The sequence below is a fragment of the Shewanella sp. LZH-2 genome (assembly GCF_016859145.1).
In the GTDB taxonomy this organism is placed as follows: domain Bacteria; phylum Pseudomonadota; class Gammaproteobacteria; order Enterobacterales; family Shewanellaceae; genus Shewanella; species Shewanella xiamenensis.
This window is the reverse complement of record NZ_CP069350.1, coordinates 2,364,831-2,385,929: the sequence shown is the minus strand read 5'-3', so window position 1 is coordinate 2,385,929 and position 21,099 is coordinate 2,364,831. Positions and strand designations below refer to the sequence as shown.

General features: G+C 47.8%; 17 protein-coding genes and 1 riboswitch. Of the genes, 11 read left to right on the top strand and 6 right to left on the bottom strand.

Annotation, left to right across the window (positions count from 1 at the left end; genetic code table 11):
* Window positions 1–235: 235 nt before the first annotated feature.
* Window positions 236–2,335, bottom strand: coding sequence for a glycoside hydrolase family 97 protein (locus tag JM642_RS10625; RefSeq protein ID WP_203431752.1), 2,100 nt, complete (start codon window positions 2,333–2,335; stop codon window positions 236–238).
* 218 nt (window positions 2,336–2,553) lie between these two features.
* On the opposite strand from JM642_RS10625, the gene JM642_RS10620 reads away from it, so the two are divergent.
* Window positions 2,554–3,342: a tRNA (adenine(22)-N(1))-methyltransferase TrmK gene (locus JM642_RS10620; protein WP_203433782.1), complete on the top strand. Its 789-nt coding sequence runs from the start codon at window positions 2,554–2,556 to the stop codon at window positions 3,340–3,342.
* Between the two features lie 112 nt (window positions 3,343–3,454).
* Window positions 3,455–3,985 (top strand): NUDIX domain-containing protein, encoded by a 531-nt coding sequence (locus JM642_RS10615; RefSeq protein WP_203431751.1) that lies wholly within the window; start codon window positions 3,455–3,457, stop codon window positions 3,983–3,985.
* Window positions 3,986–4,095: 110 nt separating this feature from the next.
* Here JM642_RS10615 and JM642_RS10610 read toward each other — a convergent pair whose 3' ends face one another.
* On the bottom strand, window positions 4,096–4,779 hold the full coding sequence (locus tag JM642_RS10610; RefSeq protein ID WP_037418802.1) for a hemolysin III family protein: 684 nt from the start codon (window positions 4,777–4,779) through the stop codon (window positions 4,096–4,098).
* A 278-nt stretch (window positions 4,780–5,057) separates the two neighbouring features.
* Between JM642_RS10610 and JM642_RS10605 the strand changes: the two genes are divergently transcribed.
* The 9 genes from JM642_RS10605 (at window position 5,058) to JM642_RS10565 (ending at window position 16,154) form a co-directional block, all read left to right on the top strand.
* A complete protein-coding gene (locus tag JM642_RS10605; protein ID WP_203431750.1) occupies window positions 5,058–6,299 on the top strand; it encodes a hypothetical protein in 1,242 nt (413 codons plus the stop codon).
* A gap of 175 nt (window positions 6,300–6,474) precedes the next feature.
* Window positions 6,475–6,573, top strand: a riboswitch (TPP riboswitch).
* Between the two features lie 159 nt (window positions 6,574–6,732).
* Window positions 6,733–8,895 carry a phosphomethylpyrimidine synthase ThiC gene (gene thiC / locus JM642_RS10600; protein ID WP_203431749.1) on the top strand — a complete coding sequence of 721 codons (2,163 nt, stop codon included), beginning with the start codon at window positions 6,733–6,735 and terminating at the stop codon, window positions 8,893–8,895.
* A gap of 2 nt (window positions 8,896–8,897) precedes the next feature.
* On the top strand, window positions 8,898–10,595 hold the full coding sequence (gene thiE, locus JM642_RS10595; RefSeq protein ID WP_203431748.1) for a thiamine phosphate synthase: 1,698 nt from the start codon (window positions 8,898–8,900) through the stop codon (window positions 10,593–10,595).
* Window positions 10,592–11,530 carry a HesA/MoeB/ThiF family protein gene (locus JM642_RS10590; RefSeq protein WP_203431747.1) on the top strand — a complete coding sequence of 313 codons (939 nt, stop codon included), beginning with the start codon at window positions 10,592–10,594 and terminating at the stop codon, window positions 11,528–11,530. The genes thiE and JM642_RS10590 overlap by 4 nt, the downstream gene beginning before the upstream one ends.
* Complete coding sequence (gene thiS / locus JM642_RS10585; RefSeq protein WP_037430926.1) at window positions 11,527–11,730, top strand: sulfur carrier protein ThiS; 204 nt, start codon at window positions 11,527–11,529, stop codon at window positions 11,728–11,730. Before JM642_RS10590 ends, thiS begins: the two co-directional genes overlap by 4 nt.
* A gap of 1 nt (window position 11,731) precedes the next feature.
* Window positions 11,732–12,496, top strand: coding sequence for a thiazole synthase (locus tag JM642_RS10580; protein ID WP_203431746.1), 765 nt, complete (start codon window positions 11,732–11,734; stop codon window positions 12,494–12,496).
* The gene (thiH, locus tag JM642_RS10575; protein WP_203431745.1) at window positions 12,493–13,608 is read left to right on the top strand and encodes a 2-iminoacetate synthase ThiH; all 1,116 of its coding nucleotides are present in this window, start codon (window positions 12,493–12,495) and stop codon (window positions 13,606–13,608) included. Before JM642_RS10580 ends, thiH begins: the two co-directional genes overlap by 4 nt.
* A 111-nt stretch (window positions 13,609–13,719) precedes the next feature.
* Window positions 13,720–13,983 carry a hypothetical protein gene (locus tag JM642_RS10570; protein ID WP_037418823.1) on the top strand — a complete coding sequence of 88 codons (264 nt, stop codon included), beginning with the start codon at window positions 13,720–13,722 and terminating at the stop codon, window positions 13,981–13,983.
* A gap of 2 nt (window positions 13,984–13,985) precedes the next feature.
* Window positions 13,986–16,154 carry a putative metalloprotease CJM1_0395 family protein gene (locus JM642_RS10565; protein ID WP_203431744.1) on the top strand — a complete coding sequence of 723 codons (2,169 nt, stop codon included), beginning with the start codon at window positions 13,986–13,988 and terminating at the stop codon, window positions 16,152–16,154.
* Window positions 16,155–16,325: 171 nt separating this feature from the next.
* Here JM642_RS10565 and JM642_RS10560 read toward each other — a convergent pair whose 3' ends face one another.
* The 4 genes from JM642_RS10560 to cmoA all read right to left on the bottom strand — a co-directional run bounded on the left by JM642_RS10560 (window position 16,326) and on the right by cmoA (window position 21,091).
* Entirely contained in the window at window positions 16,326–17,228 is a 903-nt protein-coding gene (locus JM642_RS10560) for a LysR family transcriptional regulator (RefSeq protein WP_037431654.1), read from the bottom strand.
* 214 nt (window positions 17,229–17,442) lie between these two features.
* Window positions 17,443–19,302: a M3 family metallopeptidase gene (locus JM642_RS10555; protein WP_203431743.1), complete on the bottom strand. Its 1,860-nt coding sequence runs from the start codon at window positions 19,300–19,302 to the stop codon at window positions 17,443–17,445.
* A 68-nt stretch (window positions 19,303–19,370) separates the two neighbouring features.
* A complete protein-coding gene (gene cmoB / locus JM642_RS10550; protein ID WP_047539995.1) occupies window positions 19,371–20,363 on the bottom strand; it encodes a tRNA 5-methoxyuridine(34)/uridine 5-oxyacetic acid(34) synthase CmoB in 993 nt (330 codons plus the stop codon).
* Window positions 20,360–21,091, bottom strand: coding sequence for a carboxy-S-adenosyl-L-methionine synthase CmoA (gene cmoA, locus JM642_RS10545; RefSeq protein ID WP_037418836.1), 732 nt, complete (start codon window positions 21,089–21,091; stop codon window positions 20,360–20,362). Before cmoA ends, cmoB begins: the two co-directional genes overlap by 4 nt.
* Between the last annotated feature and the right edge of the window lie 8 nt (window positions 21,092–21,099).

Below are 21,099 nucleotides of genomic sequence, written 5' to 3'. Positions count from 1 at the left end.
TCTCTGCGTTGCTCTGTCTCACCATAGCTCGCTATGGCATACGACAGAGCGCCTTGATATGCGCAAAAATCTGCGCATTCAGTCAGGAAAAAGATTTTTCTTTTCAAAATAATCATCTATAGCATTGATTTTGTTTGTTAAATTTAGACTTTTTCGACACCCGTTATCCCGAGTTCAGGTTAAATTAATCGCATTGCAAACCTAATAGGGCGACCATATTGGTCGCCCTATTAATTTAAAGAGCCTTAAAGCGGATCGCTGTGCCACCACTGCTGGCGAGGATTAAGGTTAGGCTGTCTTTGGCGCTGACCTCTTTGGTTTCAATCACATAATTATAGGGATTGGTTTTCCAATCGGCTTTAGCGCCATCACGGTAGATCTGGGCTTGATAGCGTTTGTTTGGATCGAGGAAATCCAGTTTAACCTTGATCTGACGGGCATTTTCATCGGTCAGCGCCCCCAAGTACCAATCCTGCTGATCCTTGGCTTGGCGGGCAAACACCACATAATCACCCACTTCGCCAGCCAGTGCTATACTTTGATACCAGTCTGTTGGTACATCGCGAATAAACTGGAAGGCATCTAGATGTTTTTGATAATTGCGTGGCAAGTCGGCGGCCATTTGGATTGGGCTGTAGAGCACCACATACAGGGCGAGTTGCTTCATTAAGGTGGTTTGCACACGATTTTCGGCATCTAATCCCTTAGGCGCCAAATCAAAAATCCCCGGGGTAAAGTCCATTGGTCCAGCCAGCATGCGGGTAAAGGGCAACATGGCGGTATGTTCTGGGCTATTTGGTGGGCTGCCCCAAGCATTGTACTCTTGGCCGCGGGCACCTTCGCGGGAGATCCAGTTAGGATAAGTGCGGCGCAGCCCAGTATCTTTAATCGGCTCGTGGGTATTAATGCTGATATGGTGCTTGGCTGCTTCGGTAACGCTGTGAAGATATTCGCCCACCATAAACTGACCGTCGTGCCATTCGTGACGGGTGATACCGTTTCCATCGATGCGTTTGATTTGTCCACCGTCAGCGACATAACCGGTTTTGACTTGGGTCACGCCATGTTTTTCATACAGGGCGAATGCATCATCCATTTGCTTGCGGTAGTGGGTGACTGAGCCTGCGGTCTCGTGGTGACCAATCAGGCGCACGCCATTTTTCGCGCCGTAGGCGGTAATGGCGGGTAAATCGAAATCATCATAGGCCTTAGTAAAACTGAATTGATCGCCATTATGGAACCAATCGCCATCCCAACCTTGGTTCCAGCCTTCGACCAAGACGCCATCAAACTGGTATTTGGCGGCGAAATCCATATAGCGCTCTGTTTCGCTGGTGGTTGCGCCGTGCGTTGGGCCCGAGCCCCAAGTGTTTTCATTGAGGTGCATCCCCCACCAAATACCAACATATTTGCCCGGTTTAACCCAAGAGACATCCCCCAGTTTATTGGGCTCATTCAGGTTGAGGATAAGGTGAGAATTAAGCAGCCCCGTGGCCTTGTCGGCGATTTGAATCGTGCGCCATGGGGTATAAAAGCCCGCTTGGGTTTTAACGCGAGTGCCATCTGACCAAGGGGTGAGATCGGCCTTTAGCTTGCCATCGCGCTGTTGATCGAGTGTCATTGAGGCAAAATCAACTAACGCCGCCTCGTGAATACTCAAATGGGTGCCATCGACCAGTTTAAAGGTAAAAGGAGTGTGGGCTCGGTCGACCTGATTGAGCGCGCTGGTGCGATACAGATATTCGTAGCGGTTCCATCCCCGAGAAGGGATCCACCAGGCGGTGGCCTTATCACTCTGTCCAATATTAAATTCGGTGAGTTCATCGGTAATGGCAAGCGGCGTATTGGCTGGCAGGGCGTTTTGGGCAGCTAAGTGATAACGAAAGCCGATGCCATCGTCAAAGGCTTTAAACTCTAGGTTTAAGTCGATTTTACCGTCGGTTAATACCACGCTCAGTTGATTGTGTTGATCTTTAATCCATTCCTGCTCCCCCCAAGGTTGCTGCCATTTTTCATTGGCATTGGCGATGTGGCTCGATTTAATGCGAAGACCTTGGCCTAATTCGCCCTGTGAGGCAAAGACTAACCCTAGGCGGCTCGGTTCGATAACGGTTTTGCCATGAAAATGGATTTGGTATTCAGGGCGGCCAGTATCATCACTCAGACTCAAGACGATTTGCTTATCGGGGGAGCTCAGGTTGAGAGTTTGCGCCGTGGAACATGTACTCAACAGGCTACCAATGCTGAGTGCTAGCAAGCTGGGCGTGAATAAATTGTGTCGATTTCGCGTTGGCGAGTTGATGTGGCGTGCGTGGGTAAGAGGATTGCTGAACATTCCCTGATCCTTGTTTTTATAGTGAATATGGGTCAATGCATACTAGTGGTGATGGCTTTTTGCTCGCAATGGGTTGCATACGTATTCACCGATGCGGCCTAGAGGCTGGCAGCCTGATAGTCAAACCTAAAGAGATGGGTTTTAACCGCTGACTCGGGTAGAATGCGCGGCTTTATGGCGCTCAAGCATGTATGGGCGCGATTTTTGAGGCGTCAGCGGTGAAAATCAGTCAGCGATTACAGCAGATCAATCAGATGGTAGAGCAAGGATACGATCATATTTGGGACTGCTGCTGCGATCATGGTTTACTCGGCATGCTGTTACTGCAAAGAAATGCCGCGCCTAAAGTGCATTTTGTCGATTGTGTGGCCCCCTTGATGCAGCAACTCAGCCTTGAGTTAGCTCGGTTTTTCCCCCAGCAGCCTATCTCAAACGCTCAAAACGAAAAAGAGCAAACCACCCATGCCCAAAGTGAATGGCAAGTGCATTGTCTGGATGTGGCGGCGTTGCCACTGGCGCATTACGGCAAGCAAGCCAAGCACTTAGTGATTATTGCGGGTGTGGGGGGCGAGTTATTGGTTGAACTGGTGCGCAGCATCGTGTCGTGTTATGGCCAGTATCACAGCGACAATCACAACCATTCTTATCATTCCAGCCCACTCGAGTTTATTTTGTGTCCCGTGCATCATAATTATCATGTGCGCAGCTCACTTGCAGAGTTGGGATTATCCCTTAAGCAGGAATATTTACTCGAAGAAAATCAGCGCTTCTATGAGATATTGCATTTAACCCATTCGAATACAGCTTCTAAGCGCAATGACGTGGCGCCCTTAAGTTCGACTGGCTCAATAATGTGGCAAGGGTTAGATGCGGATAAAACCAGCCTGGCTAAGCGTTATCTTGTGCAGACAATCAGCCACTACCAACGTATCCCCGAGAGCCGCTTGCCAAATAAGGCGCAAATAGTTGCGGCCTATCAGCAAATCTTGCGGCAACTAAGCAACTGAATTAACCCGTTTCAAGTGTACGTATTGTTGTGCGTGTTGCTTGAAAACGGTTTTGCTCTATAAATCCATAAAGTTGGTTTATGCTAATAGGCCGTTAATCTTGAGTTTTTCTATGCGTTTATTGAAGTCCACCCAAGCTGCCAATATTAATTTAAAACAGGCAAGGATCTTTTATCGCCAAGCCGCCCGCGCCATTGTGCTGTCGGGGGAAGATATTTTGCTGCTCTATACCCAAAAATATCGAGATTACGGCTTGCCCGGCGGTGGTGTGGATAAGGGCGAGAGCATCGAGGTTGGGCTTATTCGTGAGTTACAGGAAGAAACCGGCGCCATTGCCGCTAACGTTATTGCACCCTTTGGCCGCTATGAAGAATATCGACCTTGGTTTCGCGAAGGCGCCAACGTCGTGCATATGGATTCCTATTGCTACCTGTGTGAAATCGATATGACTTTAGGTAACCGTGGCTTAGGTGAGCCAAAGCTTGAAGCCCATGAAGTGAAAAACGGCATGCGCCCTGAGTGGATCAATATCCATCAAGCCATTGCCCATAATGAAGAAATTCAGCGCACCTTCGCCAACAAAGGCCAATCTATCGACAGGGAAATCTTTTTGCTGAAACAGATAGTTGCAGAATTATTGTAGATAACGCTTGGCTGGCGACTTTATCACTTAGCCATAAAACTCAGTCTTAAAGCATAGACATAAAAAAGCCACCCAGAGGATGGCTTGTGTGACTCAGAGTGCGTGAGTGGCTAGATCACTGTTAAATAAATACAGAAGAAATGACTCATCGCGCCAGCTAGCACAAACAGATGCCAAATCGCGTGATTGTACGGAATACGTTTGCCGACATAAAAGATCACTCCAAGGGTGTAAAACAACCCGCCCAATAGCAGTAGATTAAATCCAAGCGGTGACATTGCTGCTGTCAAATCGCCAATCACCGTCATACAAAGCCAACCCATCGCCAGATATAACACAAGACTGAGTTTTTTAAATCGGTGAATAAATAAGGTCTTAAATAAAATCCCACCAATAGCTAAAGACCAAATCGCCGTCAGGATAATGGTTGAAAGCTGTCCTTGCAGGCTGATTAACATCAGTGGGGTGTAGGTGCCCGCAATTAAGCAGTAGATAGCACAATGGTCGGCAATCTTAAGTTTATGTTTCCAGCCAACATGCGTTACGCTGTGGTACAGGGTTGAGCTTAAAAATAACAGGATAAGACTTACGCCATAAATAATAACGCCTGTAAGTTGAATGTTGGTGAGATGATCTGCGCCCTTAAGTAGCATAAAGATTAAGCCCACTACACCTGCAATCACCCCTAGGCCATGGCTAATGCTATTGGCTATCTCTTCACTTAAGCTATACCCGCTGATATTTAAAGGTTTTTCATGACTCATTTGCGGCTCTATCAAACTCTGGCTTGGCATGCTGTTGATCCACTCGATGACGATAATGATTGAGTCTATCAGTAGATAAAATGGAAAGCTACAATTGGCTTACACGTGTAAGCTGATTTATTTTACGTGTTCTTGCCATCGGCTATAACACTGATGAGTTCTGTTGTCCTTGTACAAGATTATGGTACTGGTTGACAACTGAATAATGTCACTGCTTTGGAACTTTGTTCGACTCACTTTCTCTAATTCTCCGTAAGATGTCATGGATTTGTTAAGTACTTTATTCATTAAGTACTAAGGGATGGATTTTGCCTGTTCGATCGAATATAGCCCCAGAAGATGATCTTAGTGTTGATGTGCTCAGCCGCGTTACAAACGATGAGACCGCACCATTTTCCGCTTTGCCTTTTTGTGCAACGTTTTTAAGTGCTACAACCCAAGGCGCTACAGATTTGAACACTAAGCCTTTTAGCGCTTTAAGTGTTCATGCCGAGTCTTGCGATAACAATCTACACCTCAATTTAAGTGAAGCAGACCAAAGATCAATCGATAGCGCATTTCAAACATCTTCAAATCTAAGCGGGCGAGAGCGGCCACATTATTTCAATCTTAAGCTATTGCTTTGGGTCATGTTTGGCCATGGCTTACTGCTGTTTTTATTAATTTTTTTATGGCGAACCCAGTCGGAACACTTAGGGCTGCATTTTACTGAATCATCTGCTAACGCACGGACTACAACCAAAGCGTTAAAGGCATATTTTATTTATGCGCCGCCAACGCAAACTGCTCCAGCGGATTCTGCTCAAGATATATCAGTGGAAGAGTTTATTAACACTAGCGAGCCGATAACCTCACCGCCTAATACAGTAAAATCTACTCCAGATGTTGAGCCTGCCGCGAAAGTGATACCAAAACCCGCGGAAAAGCCGACACCTAAGCCTACGGCGCAAAGTGCCAAACCTTCCGAAGTCAGCGCCCAAGAATCAAAAGTAACAGAATCAAAAGCATCAGTACCAAACACATCTGTGCCTAACACCTCAACTCAGGGCCAAGCCCAGCAGAGTGCAAAAGAGGCTGTTAAACCGAAAAAGGCAGAAGTCCAATCAAGCTTGGCTCAAGCGGCAAGTACTGAGCAGTCTGCGGCCAATGGGCAAAGCGGCGGGGCGGCGGGCAGTGTGGGATTGTTTACTCAGCGTTATTTTGAACGACAGCGTGAGCAAGCCTTGGATGATTTAGTGTTAGAGCAAGCAAATCATTACAGCAAACGGTCGAATTTGTCTGAAATGAGCCCCGAGATGGAGGTACTGATTGTGCCCAATGCTGACGATTTTAGCGGCCCCACCAGTTTAGATTTAGAGCTGGATCCGAATCGTATCGTTCGTCAAGGTAATACCTGTTATCGGGTCGTCAAAGTGGGCACCCCAATTAATCCCTATGCTGAGAACTTAGGTTTCCCCTTCGATTGCAGTGGCAAGAAAATGAACCAAGAAATTGACGATGCCATTAAGGCGCAGCTCGATAAAATGATGGTAAAGCGGCCAAAAGGCTAAAAAATAACGATGATAAATTTTCACTCAAGATAATGATAATGATGAGTTTAAAAGTTTTATAAAATTAAATGCTATAATATACAGTTGCTTATGTATTCTTTGTTTTTGATTGATAGTTAAGTTTTTGTCCTCAAATTACGCTTGTTTGTTCGCAGCGCTTCTGCCTATACTTTTGCCCATCTTGTCGGAGTGCCTCTTGGCTGAGACCGTTTATTCGGGATCCGTTGAACCTGATCAGGTTAAAACCTGCGAAGGAAACAAGCATAATAACTTCCATTAAATCGTATCAGCGGCAATCTTTTGCCGTCTATTTACCCATCGATTTAGTCGTTATTGAGTCAGTAAATCCACTTACGGTTTACAAGGCTCAGCTCTCAACACTCAAGTCTCCAGACAAGCAACCCCATTTTTATTTGTTAAAGTGAGATTGCTTATGTCCAGTTTAGAATCGTCCTCAGAATCACTTGCCGTGAACACTCATGGGCAAAGGAGCCGCCGTGCGGCGCGCGCCGAGGCCCAAGCCTTTATCGATACCCTTAAACCATTACAACACCCTAATTCGCAAAAGTTGTATTTGCAGGGAAGCCGTGAGGATATCCGTGTAGGGATGCTGCAAATTCTGCAAACTGATACGCGGATTGGCGGCACTACGGCCGCACCGATAGTCGAGAAAAATCCTCCCATTCCGGTGTATGACTGTGCCGGTCCTTATTCCGATCCGGCTGCGCAAATTAACGTGCGTCAAGGACTAGCCAAACTCAGATTACCGTGGATTATTGAGCGCCAAGATACTGAAGTGCTTGATTGTGCGACCTCAGATTTTACCCAGCAACGCCTAAAGGATGATGGCTTAGATCATCTGCGCTTCGAAGCTGACTCAAGTGCGATTGTTCGTCCTCGCCGTGCTTTACCGGGTAAACGCGTGAGCCAATTACACTATGCTCGCCAAGGGATTATTACCCCTGAAATGGAATATGTGGCGATTCGGGAAAATATGGCGCTCGCCCAGGTGCAAGATGAAATCTTAAACCGCCGCGGCCATGGTGAATCCTTTGGTGCCGTAATAGGTAAACCAATTACCCCTGAGTTTGTCCGCGACGAAATTGCCCGTGGACGCGCCATTATTCCGTTAAATATCAATCATCCAGAAGCTGAGCCTATGATTATTGGCCGTAACTTTTTAGTCAAAGTGAACGCCAATATCGGTAACTCGGCGGTTACGTCTTCCATCGAGGAGGAAGTGGAAAAGCTTGTTTGGTCAACCCGTTGGGGCGCGGACACTGTGATGGACTTGTCCACTGGCCGGTATATCCATGAAACCCGTGAATGGATTATCCGTAACTCGCCAGTGCCGATTGGCACAGTGCCGATTTATCAAGCACTGGAAAAAGTGAATGGCGTTGCTGAGCACCTTACCTGGGAAGTGTTTCGCGACACTTTGATTGAACAAGCGGAGCAGGGCGTCGATTACTTTACCATCCATGCTGGCGTGTTATTGCGCTATGTGCCGATGACCGCCAAACGGGTAACTGGGATTGTATCCCGCGGCGGCTCAATCATGGCCAAATGGTGCTTGAGTCACCATCAAGAAAACTTCCTCTATACCCATTTTCGTGAGATTTGCGAGCTGTGCGTGGCCTACGATGTGTCGCTGTCATTAGGCGATGGTATGCGTCCAGGCTCGATTGCCGATGCCAATGATGAGGCGCAGTTTGCCGAGCTTGAGACCTTAGGCGAGTTGGTCAAAATCGCCTGGAAATACGATGTGCAGACCATTATCGAAGGGCCCGGGCATATCCCGATGCAACTTATCAAAGAGAATATGGATAAGCAGCTAATCCACTGCGCCGAGGCGCCGTTTTATACCCTAGGGCCGCAAATTACTGATATTGCGCCGGGTTACGATCATTTCACCTCCGGAATTGGGGCTGCGATGATCGCATGGTATGGCTGCGCCATGCTCTGCTATGTGACGCCGAAGGAGCACTTAGGTTTACCCAATAAGCAGGATGTCAAACAAGGGCTGATTGCCTACAAGATTGCCGCCCATGCCGCCGATATTGCCAAAGGCCACCCGGGCGCGCAGATCCGCGACAATGCGTTATCTAAGGCGCGTTTCGAATTCCGCTGGGAAGATCAATATAACCTCGGACTTGACCCTGAGACCGCGCGTGCCTATCACGATGAATCCCTGCCACAAGAGTCGGCCAAGGTAGCGCATTTTTGCTCTATGTGCGGCCCTAAGTTCTGCTCAATGAAGATCACCCAAGATGTGCGCGACTATGCGGCAAGCTTAGCGGCGGGTACGTTGTCAGTGGCTTCGTCAAGCCAAAATGTTGAGAGCGCTGAAGCGCTTGCATCGATAAACCCTGCTCAACAAGGGCAATCAAACACAGAAGCAATCCAGCAGATCAGAGTCAAAATTCAAGATGAATTAGCGGCGGCCATGGCGCAAAAATCGGCTGAGTTTGCTGCCTCGGGCGCCAAGTTGTATCTACCGATGGGCGAGGCTAATACAGCTAAAACTGCCAATGAATCGGGCAAGTATCAGGATGGGAGTGAGCTCAAACCAACAGCACAGGTTGCGGAGGTTTGATAATGACCCTTACTAAAGATATTAGCCAGGTGGCACCTAAACCTATCGTCTGGACCATTGCGGGTTCAGACAGCGGTGGCGGCGCGGGGATCCAAGCCGACTTAGCCACCATCAAGGATTTGGGCGGCCATGGGTGCAGCGTGATCACCACGCTAACGGCCCAAAGTTCGGTGACGGTGGCGTTAGTTGAGCCTGTGAGTGAGGCAATGTTACTCACACAGCTCTCGACCCTGTTAGCTGATTTACCGCCTCAGGCGATCAAAATTGGCTTACTCGCAAATCAGCAGCAAGTGCACTTAGTTGCCGATTGGTTGGCTGGTTTTAAAACCCAATTTCCACTCGCCCCCGTTATTCTCGACCCTGTGATGGTTGCAAGCTGTGGAGACGAACTCGGCGATAAGAGCGCGGCGAGTCGGCCGCTAGATTTTACTCCCTTTAAGGGCTTGATTAGCCTGATAACGCCGAATGTGCAGGAGTTGGCAAGGCTTATTGTCGCCAAAGACAAACAAGCGTCAGCAATACACACAAAAGCTGAATTCGCCGCTGCGACAATTCAACTCTCTGAACAATTAGCGTGCAGCGTATTAGCCAAGGGCGGCGATATTGATTTTGCGGTTCAGGCAAGTGCTGGCATTAACACCAGTGATGTCTTAAGCGATCAAAAAAGCGATATCACAAGTCATCGCATTGCTACAGAGAATCAGCATTTTGCGGAAGATTTGTTGATTTGTCATCAGGTTACTGGCTGCTCACCGCTCGACGCAAATGGCGGTTTTTGGCTCAGTAGTGCGCGGATAAACACGCGCCATAACCACGGCAGTGGTTGTACTCTGTCTTCAGCCATCGCCACGGTGTTAGCCTCTGGCTTTGTATTGCAGGATGCGGTTGTGGTAGCAAAAGCCTATGTCAATCAAGGTTTAACTCAAGCACAGGGGATTGGTCAAGGCCCTGGGCCACTCGCGCGTACCGCTTGGCCGCATAATTTAACGACGTATCCTCACGTCACTGCTTATTCTCAAAACAGCTTGAGTGAATCCAGTGATTTGCAATGCGGCGCGTTTAAGCGCCTTGATCCTGACTTAGGGATTTATCCAGTTGTCGATAACCTACAGTTACTAGAACAGTTATTGGCGGCGGGCGTGAAGACGGTACAGCTCAGGATAAAGCCTAATGCGCTAAAGTCTAATGCGTTGACGTCGGACGAACTTGAGGCACAAATCCAAACCGCGATTGCCTTAGGTAAGCATTATGATGCGCAGCTTTTTATCAATGACCATTGGCAATTAGCGATAAAGCATGGCGCATTTGGGGTCCATCTTGGACAAGAAGATCTAGCGGTGACGGATCTAAACGCCATTCATGGCGCGGGATTGGCGCTTGGCATCTCTAGCCACGGTTATTTCGAGTTGCTGCGTGCCCATCAACATGCGCCATCTTACATCGCCCTTGGGCATATTTTCCCGACGACGACCAAGCAAATGCCATCGATGCCACAAGGGTTATTCAAGTTAGCGCATTATGTTGAACTGTTAAAAGCGCATTATCCCTTAGTGGCAATTGGCGGCATCGGGCCTTCGAATTTTGCCCAAGTCAAAGCGACTGGGGTGAGCAATATTGCCGTGGTGCGGGCGATTACCGAATCAAGCGATCCAATAATGGCCTTTGCCGAATTGACGCGAGCTTGGGAGTCAAGCTTATGAGCATGACACAAGAGCAGGCGCAATCCCTTGCCGATAAAGACTTTATTCGTTATTCGCGGCAAATATTTTTACCCGAGGTCGGCGAGGCTGGCCAGTTGCAGCTTAAACAGGCTCATGTGCTTATCGTCGGCTTAGGCGGCCTCGGGCAATTGGCGGCGCAATATTTGGCTTGTGCCGGAGTCGGGCGCTTAACGCTTGTCGATGGCGATAGGGTGGAATTATCCAATCTGCCAAGGCAGTTACTCTTTAGTGACAACGATATTGGTCATCACAAAGCCCTCATTGCTAAACAGAAATTGGCCGTGTTGGCGCACGGTTGTGAGATTGATGCCTTTGCCGAGCATTTGACTCTCGAGTCTGCGAACACTGTATTTTCTGGTCTGTTAACCCATGGTGAAGAGACGAGGTTAGTGCTTGATTGTACTGATAACCTTACTGCGCGCCATTGTATCAATCGGTTGTGTATTGAGCATGCCTTGCCTTTGGTGAGCGCCTCGATTGCTGCCTTTAACGGCCAATTGTTTGCGGTTGATCAGCGGCGATTTCCCGCAGGCGGCTGTTATCACTGTATCTTCCCCTCGAATTCTCGCGCGCCACAAAACTGTAGCAGTCAAGGAGTGCTCGGCCCCAGTGTCGGCGTGATGGCATCGATGCAGGCGCTGCTAGCGATGCAATTGTTGCTCTTAGCCACGCCGCCAACTTCTACAACAAAACAAACGGGTAATCAGTCTTTCGAAGAGACAAGTCACCCAGTCACCTCCACGAGAGCGCTACTTGGCCGATTTTGGCGTTTCGATGCCAAGTTACTCCAATGGCATTCGGCCGCATTAACCCGTGATCCCGAGTGCAAGGTGTGCGGGTTAAAGCCGAGTGCATTAATGCAATCAACCACAGCTGCTTCATTCAAATCTGTCCCTAATCGAGGTTTGTTATGATTTTAATTCATCTCAATAATGTGCCCCAAACACTTCAACAACCGCTCAGTTTACAAGCCTTGTTAGAAGCACAAAATATTTGCCAACACTCGGTTGCCTTAGTGCTTAATGAGGCCGTTGTGCCAAAACACCGATGGTCATCTATCCTATGCCACCATGAGGATAAGATTGATGTATTTGCCGTGGTCGCGGGAGGTTAAGATGTTAACGATTGCAGGTGTGGAATTTGAGTCACGATTATTTACGGGCACGGGAAAATTCAGCTCAAGTCAGCTGATGCTGGAGTCAATTAAGGCGTCTCAGTCGCAGTTGGTGACCGTTGCAATGAAAAGAATTGATTTAAAAACTGGGGCCGATGATTTGCTCTCGCCACTTAGGCAAGCGGGCGTGCGACTCTTGCCTAATACCGCGGGCGCGCGTAATGCTAAGGAAGCGATATTCGCCGCGGAATTAGCGCAGGAAATACTGGGAACACAATGGGTTAAACTTGAAATTCATCCCGATCCCAAATACCTGATGCCCGATGCGGTCGAGACATTAGCCGCAGCCAAAATCCTCTGTGAACGTGGCTTTATTGTGATGCCCTATGTGCATGCCGATCCCGTGCTGTGCCGACGTTTAGAGGATGTCGGCTGCGCCGCTGTGATGCCACTGGCAAGCCCAATTGGCACCAATCAGGGGTTGGTGACGGAGCCTTTCATCAAGATGATTATCGAGCAAGCAAGGGTGCCGGTGGTGATTGATGCGGGAATTGGCGCGCCATCCCATGCAGCGCACGCGATGGAGTTAGGTGCCGATGCCGTGCTGGTTAATACCGCCATTGCCAGCAGCGCATCTCCGATTGAAATGGCGTTGTGCTTTAAGGATGCGGTAGATTGCGGTCGACGCGCCTTTGAAGCGGGGCTTGGCCGGGTGCAAACTCAGGCGGTGCATACCAGCCCACTAACCGGATTCCTACAGCAATGAGTTTTGTCGACCATTTTGCCCGCATTGAACGGGATAAGTTATTGCTGGCGTTGTATTCATGCACTGCTGCTGATGTTGAACGTGCCCTAGTTCAACCAGAAGGCAACTTACAGAGTCTGCTCGCTTTGCTGTCTCCTGCGGCCGAGCCCTATATCGAAGAGATGGCACAGCGCTCGGCAGCGCTCACTCGGCAACGCTTTGGGGCCAATATCGGATTGTACTTACCACTGTACTTGTCCAATCTTTGCGCTAACGAATGCGATTACTGTGGTTTTAGCATGAGCAATAAGCTCAAGCGCAAAGTGCTCAATGAGCAGGAACTTGCTGCCGAAATGGCGATTATAAAATCCCGCGGCTTTGATTCTATCTTGCTAGTATCGGGAGAGCATGAAACTAAAGTTGGAATGGATTACTTTCAGCGGGTTTTACCGTTGGTAAAACAGCTGTTTAGTTATGTGGCTATGGAGGTGCAGCCGCTTGAGGAGATTGATTATCGCCAGCTCGTTGAGCGAGGACTCGATGCTGTGATGGTGTATCAAGAAACCTACCAAGCCGCGACTTATGCTAAACATCACACCCGAGGGAAAAAACAGGACTTCGCCTATCGGCTTGCCACGCCCGATCGTGTTGCCCGTGCGGGTATCGATAAGATAGGCCTAGGTGTGTTACTAGGATTAGATGACTGGCGGCTCGATGCCTTGTTGATGGGTCATCATTTGGACTATTTAGAACGACATTACTGGCGTACTCGTTTTAGTATTTCTCTACCACGTTTGCGGCCTTGTACTGGTGGCATAACACCAAAAGTGCATTTAACCGATCTGGGACTGGTGCAAATGATCTGTGCCTTTAGACTGTTTAATCAACAACTTGATATCAGTTTATCGACCCGCGAGGCACCATCGCTTCGGGACAATTTACTGCCTCTTGGGATAACGCAAATGAGTGCGGGCAGTTCAACTCAGCCCGGAGGTTACCAAGCACCTGATAGTCAGCTCGATCAGTTTGAGATCAGCGATGAGCGAACTGTTGAGCAGGTCATCAGTCAAATGCGGCTCAAGGGATTTAACCCCGTCTTTAAGGATTGGGAATCGGCTTGGATAGCCTGTTAAAAAGGAGCTGAAAATGAGCAAAAAAGCTGTCCATAAGAGGGATAAATCTGTACATCAAGGTAGGTTTGGTCAATAATTAACCTAGTGTTCACCAGATGCAGGAATCCCTTTATGCAAATCCAATCTGCTTATGCTTCCGGTCTGCAAGGCTTGCAAACGGCTCAATCAGGATTAACACAGGCTACGATTGATGTGGCTAAACCGAGTCCTTCGCAAAGCGCTGCACCCACAGAAACCGCCAAGGCGGTAGATGAAACCGATAAAACTTCAGCATTAGTTGCTGCCAACTCATCATTGCGACAAGGCGAAGCATCGACTGAGGTACTCGAGAGAGAATCTGAAACTATAGGTTCGATTATTAACATCAAGGTGTAACTATGTCGGTCATGGCGCTGTCATCCCAGGTTGGCGCGCCATCCAATTCGTTTTTGAGTGCTGATAAGCCGATTGAGCCGCTAAAAGGAGCAAGACCTCAAAGTGGACTGGTTTATCAAGGTGACAATAGTCAGACGGTTGCTAAACATAGCGCTTCAACGGCTAGCCTGCATGCACCAAAATCCGAAGTGAGTGGGGCACTTGAACCGTCTTTAAGTAGCTTTACTGCTGCGTCCAACCAAACTTTGCCTTTCACTGGGACTCAGCCTGAGTTATTGGCAGGCGCTAAATCGAGTTATGCGAGCCTTTCTTCTAGCGCGAATAATGTTGCGATACAGAAAGCTATTGTAGATTTAGGTGTAAACGCTTCTGCTCAGCTATATTCAAACCCCTCCGCTCCAAAACTGATAGATTCGACTTCACAGTCTTCAACTAATAAAAGTTTTAGTTTACTCACAGGACCTCGTTCCATAGGTGGCATGAGAGGTGGGCAAATTGCTGCCTCTCAGACAGCCGTGTCAGTGTTGAGTGCTCCGGATATGGGGCTTTCAACCTTGAATGGTGCCGTTAATCCTATGGTGTCTTTGGCGCCAAGCACAACCGCTTACTCAACTGAAAGCGATATCGGTAGTATTACTTCGTCAAATTCGGATTTCGCCAATATATTCCCGACTTCAGATCCCATCACAACGAGTATCGCACCATTGGGACAACAAAAGGCCACTAGTACTGCAATGAGTCCTTTTGCTACTGAGTTTGCAGGGGCTGATGTTGTGGGTACTTCTTCGGGGACCCGCGATTCGGTGGTGACCAACGTTGGTGATAGAACCTCGCCTCAGGCAAACAGTTTGAGTGAGCAGTTTAGTCATATCTTTGGCCAACATGCAGCGACCAAGGAACCAGTTGGGAGTGAATCGGTAGCAGGCGAACTTTCTCACATTCAGCAAAATCAAGCTGAACAAGTTCGTGATGAGCAAGCTAAGCAAGCAAGGGAAAAGGCTATACAAGAGCAGGAGCAAAAACAACAAGCATTAGCCGAAGCCTTTGCTAAAGCCGATAATAGCCAACAAGCTCAGCAGACACAGGGCGAACAAACTCGCCAGCAAGACTTAGCGAAAGAGCAAGTCAAACAGACACAAGAAAAGGCGATAGAGCAACAAAAAGCCCAAATTGACGAATTAAAAGCAAGGGACACAGAAGTCAAAGCTCACGAGCACGCTCATGCCAGCGTGGGTGGTCAATATGCCCAAAGCCCCAGTTTCAAGTATGAAAAAGGTACTGATGGCAAACGCTATGCCACCGACGGTGAAGTACAAATCGATGTGTCGATAGTACCAGGCGATCCTCTGGCGACCATCAATAAGATGAAGCAAGTCTATGCGGCCGCTATGGCGCCAGTTGACCCATCTTCTGCCGATATTCGCGTGGCGGCGCAAGCACTGCAGAAAATGAATGAGGCCAAGGCTAAACTTGCTGAGGAACGTCAACAGCAGATTGTTGACCAGTCCACAACGGAAACCTTAATAGGCGCCGAGGCGCAACTTGAAAACTTGCCACCGCTCAAAGAACGTCAAATTCAAGTCACGGGTAAGGTTGATGCCGATGGTAATATCACGGTCCCCCAAGACGAGCCATCGGCTCCTGTTACCGAAGTGATTGATAAGATTAAGCAAGCCATTGCGGCGCAGGTTGCATCGAGTGATACCTCTGATGCCGTAAATGTCATAGAGGTTGAAAATAGCGATACAATTGAACCTCCAACAGCAACCTTGGCCGTTGGTTCTGTGCAATCTAGCCAAGCTGAAAATCCGCAGATTTCCTCACAGCGACTCGAATCATCCGCTCGCTTATTCAACAAGAGTGCATTGAATCTTAACCAAAGGGGCAGCAATGCGGTTCGTTTCTATGATGCGGTAGCCGTAGCAGCGCTAGCCAGTAATCAAAACTCAACACTAGTGCACAATGAGTCGAGTGTTGATGCACATCGTGGGGAGATAGCTGAACCAATAGACGATTCTGCATTGGTGTCTAGCTCGACTGTTTATGGGGAGAATAGTCTTATTTCCAATGGATTAACACTTGAGTCATCAAACCGCCAAGACACTCGCGGCCTGTTCAACCCTCAAACTTTAGCACTGCATCGTCCGCGTTTCTTAGATGTGAATGTCTAGCCTCTAATTCTCGATATTCTCGCAAATATTAACCGAGTAGCGTTTGCCCATTAAGGCCTATCGCTTAAGCGTGCTCTGTTTGCAAGTTCAGTAGCCATAAATCAAATAACAGTGATTCTCGATTTGCCAAGCACTCATTTTGCCGTGCTAGAGGAAACAACCTTAGCGTTATCAATCGGTAGTGCTCACACCATGGTGCTTTAGGATATAAGAGGCCAGCAGTTTCGAGGCGGGGCCTTGGTGATCGCGGTTGGGTATCACAAGGCTAAGCATTATCCGTCGTTTCTGGCTGCCTTGCAGGTGTAAACGCACCAGTTTACCCGCGGCTAATTCTTCTTGGATAAGGAAGGATGGGATCCAACAAAAACCAATTCCCTGGTTTAAAATAACTTTCGCCTCATGGAAGTTAGATACTGTCCAGCGCTGCTCGGCTTTGAGCCAGCCGATATCAATGTTAGATTGCACGCCCGTGTCTTTGATCACTAATTGCAGATGCTGTGCCAACAGTTTGTCGTCATCTAAAGTGCCAATGTCGGCTAAGGGATGGCTCGGGTGGCAAACCAGATGCAGCTCTTGTTCACATAGAGGCTCGGATAAATAGCCTTTGGGTGGGATGCCTGCACAAATGGCTATATCGACTTTATTCTGCAGGATCAGCTCCTGCGTCCCAGTGATCACTGAATCAAGCATAATAATGCGAGTACCACGGCTATGGGGCAGAAAGTCACTTAGCGCACATACAAGGCTTTCCATCGGATAGACAATTTCACGGGCAATGGTCAGCGTTGGCTCCCAACCTTGCTCTAGGTTGCTAGCAAGTTGTTCTAATTCATTCACAGATTGAGTGACATGGCGTGAACGTCGCAGTAACACTTCGCCCTGTGGCGTCAGATAGGCTTTACGCCCACGGACTTCGAGTAACTCAATTCCCAATTGATGTTGCAACTTGGCGACAGCATGGTTGAGAGACGATTGGCTCTTGTTGAGTTTTTCTGCCGCCTGCGCATAGCCGCCATAATCGACGACGGCCTGTAAAATACGCCATTGCTCAAGGGTGGATTTAGCGCGAGTCATGGAGATCCTAATGTCTAACGACAGTTTTCTAAAAAAACGATAGGTTTAGCCCTATAGTGGCGAGTCATGATCGTTTATTCAATAGTATCGGTGATTTAATAGGGAGACGATAATCGCGGCGATGTGCAGCGGTATGATTATTACTGACGGTAAGATTACGCGTGGATATTGTTTGCTGGTGTGTGCAAATCACCGTTCCCATTGTGTTAAGCCGCTAAAAAGCACAATTGCTTGCGTTAGCGTGCGATCCTAAGACAACGATAATCCTCTGGATAAGCGATGCCGCATCAACGGGATCGCCAATAGTAGCGTGTAGTTGCTCACTTAAGGTGAGTGCAGCCTCATTGACTACCAACAGATTAAAAAGCCCAAGTTTATCTTGGCAGTCTTGTGTGGATAAATAGACAAATTTAGCTAATTGCGTTTGCCACAGGGATTGATAATAGCGTGGGCCTTCATTAGCGATTGCATTGAAACTATATGCATAGTCAATTGGTTGTTCCCAATTTGCGCCAAAACTCTTACTGAACTCTGCTTGTAGATCGGGATAGCTTTGCTGTTTTAAAGACTGATAAAAATTAAGCGCCACTTTAGCGCGAAACACATTAAGTTGTTTGGTATAGGCCTTGGCGAGTATCTCCCTTGGCGCTATATGTTGAATATCATATTTTGGAAAGAGTGTTTCGTGTAATACATTGGCTAGCCAAAGGCTTGGTAACTGATTTGAATCGAGACTCGGGCCTAAGGTATTGTTTAGATAAAAATGGCTTCCCCGTGCAAGTGCTACAACAGCTTGGGCTAACGCATTGCAAAAACGTTCAATATCTTTGTCACTGTTGAGTGTGGGATTAAGCTCGAGTGCCTGTTGACCAAACTGTTGGCCAATTACACTTTGTCTGAGGGTATGTTGACTGGCACTGGCATGCCGACTATTTACGTCAAGATACACTTCACCAAGCAAACGATGTTGGTGGTAAACCCGGATGATTTGTTGCTGCCGTTGAGCCGCGGTTGATGCAATATGCCCATCTATCACTTCAAAACTCAATCCATACTCACCGAGAATAGCAAAAGCATTATCGAGCACTTCGCCAGTGTGTAAGGAAATCTGTTTGGCACTACTTAGCTGCGATAATTTACGGCCGACATCCCAAGGTGCGACTCCAATTGATTCAGTTTGGCTGTCGAGAAACTGTTTTACTAATGCAGGAGAATTGAGTTGCTGTTCAGCCAAGCTGTAACTGGCAAAATCGATAAAGTTTGCGTCATTTGCCATTTGTTGACGCAATTCTGCAATACGATGCAATGCGAGTTGGTTATGCTCGCGGGCACGACCTTGATAGGCCTGCCACAGAATTTGCCGACAGTGGCGATCGGGTTGTTTTAAGAGATAACCGACAATCGTGCCGGAAAACGTTGTATTTGATGTTTCTGTGGCGTTGTCGGCTGCATCAACGGCGACATTTTCTGTGTTGGCAGTAGTAACCTCAGTTGGCAGTTGGCATTGGGTTGCTTGAACCGCTAAATGAAATTGTTGACTGCCTAATCCTTGTCGAATAGTGGCTTGTGCTGTGTGCAGTTTGGCCTTATCAAGGGGGGATTGATGCTGACGTAGTAATGCGACTAATTGTTCACCGAATAAGAGTTGATCTTGGGTGAGATGCTCATCATTGCTATGTTTATCAGCCGCATCAGTGAGCTCATCAACAAGTTGGTTGAATGCAGCTTGGCTCAGCAGGTCGTTTAGGATATCGGCAAGGCGCAACTGACATTGCAGTAGTCCTTGGCGTTCTTCGCCCGAGAGAGATAAACCTCGGTAGTAGTTGAGTCTATCATTAATGTTATTAAGCCCTATGGTGTGTTGCTCTAATACCAAGGCTTTATCTGAGAGCATTAAAGTGGGCAAATTATGTGTATTGGCATAGCGGCTAAAGGCGCTAGTCAAGTCAATATTAGGATGACGTAAACACTGTTCCACTAGCAGAGGTACAGGGCTTGGTGCAGCAGAGGCTGCACCAATAGAGGATAATAAACACCAGCCAAACAGGCTAGCCGTAAACAATGTTTTTGGCATAGGCAACGGGGCAGTGACCCTCATGGTATGGGATGACATGGCTTTAACATGCCTAAGTGTATCATGCCTTAATTCAAATCTTGATTCGGCTGATTTTTCACTGCAATAATCGTTGCGCGTTTTGGCGCAGGGTAACCCTCGATAGTCTTAGTGATATCGTTAGGGTCAAGATATTCAACCAGTGATTCATTTGGCATCCAATCGGTTCGGCGCTGTTCGGCAAGGGCGGTGACATCGGTATCGACACAACGTATGTCGGTGAAATCACATTTTTTAAGCCAGAGCATCAGTGCCGCAACGGATGGAATAAACCAAACGTTATTCATTTTGCCATACCTATCTTGCGGGACGAGTACGGCGTTTTCATCACCATCAATCACTAACGTCTCTAATACTAATTCTCCCCCCATACGTAACTGATCGCGTAATTGCAACAAGTGATCAATGGGTGAGCGTCTGTGATACAAGACGCCCATGGAGAATACTGTATCGAAGGCATCCAATGGCGGAAGTTCTTCAATACCAAGTGGCAACAGGTGCACAGGGTGATTCTCACCACTCAAGCGTTTAACCGCTTCAAATTGGCATAAAAACAGCGGGGAAGGGTCGATGCCTACCACGCGCTTAGCGCCTGCCCCTAACATACGCCACATGTGATAGCCGCTACCGCAACCTACATCGAGTACTGTACGGTTTTGCAGGGGCGAAATATGCGGTTTAACCCGATCCCATTTCCAATCGCTGCGCCATTCGGTGTCGATATGAATGCCGTGAATATGGAATGGACCTTTACGCCAAGGCATAAAGAGCCGCAGTAAATTCTCGAGTTTTTCCTTTTCGCCTGGCGTGAGCTGCTCACCCGTGCCTATCGTGACACTATCAACAAAATCGACTTTATCTGGGCTTGGATAGTGCAGTTTATTAAGCACTTTTTCCCATTTCGGGAGGTTGCCGTGTTTGTGTTCTCTTTGCCATTTACCGAGGATTGCTGGCAAGGTTTCAAGCCAATGTTGTAAATTTGAGTCGGCGATTTGTTGATAAAAGGAGCTAAAATTAATCACTTGATGGCCACCATAGAAGCAAAGTTAAAACATTGGAACCATGTACTAAAGTGACTAAACCCTTGGCGAGTTAAGCGCTGTTGATGCGTACTTAAGGTATCTGGTTTCATGACATTTTCCAGCGCACTACGTTTTTGACTGATTTCGAGCTCGCTATAGCCATTGGCTCGTTTAAAGTCGAGATGCAGTTCTTCAAGTACACTTTGAATTGGCGCATCATCAAAGCGGATTTTTTCCGAGAGTACTAAGATCCCTCCTGGATTTAAGCCTTGATAAATCTTGGCAATAAGTGACTCTCTGTCCTCGGGAGGTAAAAATTGTAGCGTAAAGTTGAGCACCACTAAGGAGGCGTTTTCGATGTGAATATCGCGAATATCACCGCAGATCAGCTCAACCTCAGTATCACTGACATAGGCATTGAGGTTTTCTTGGCAGCGCGTCACCATAGACTCACTATTGTCTACGGCAACAATTCGGCAGTCACGGCCTTGGATCTGGCGGCGAATGCTCAATGTTGCAGCACCTAAAGAGCATCCTAAGTCGTAAATCTGGGTATTAGGTTTAACAAAACGATCCGCAAAATCGCCGATAGTATTGATAATTTGGGTGTAACCAGGCACGGAGCGGCGGATCATGTCACTAAAGACACCCGCAACACGGCTATCAAACTGGAAATCGCTAATGTGCTCGCTCGCTTGAGCGTAGATAGTATCTTGGGAAGCGTTCATTTGGGAAT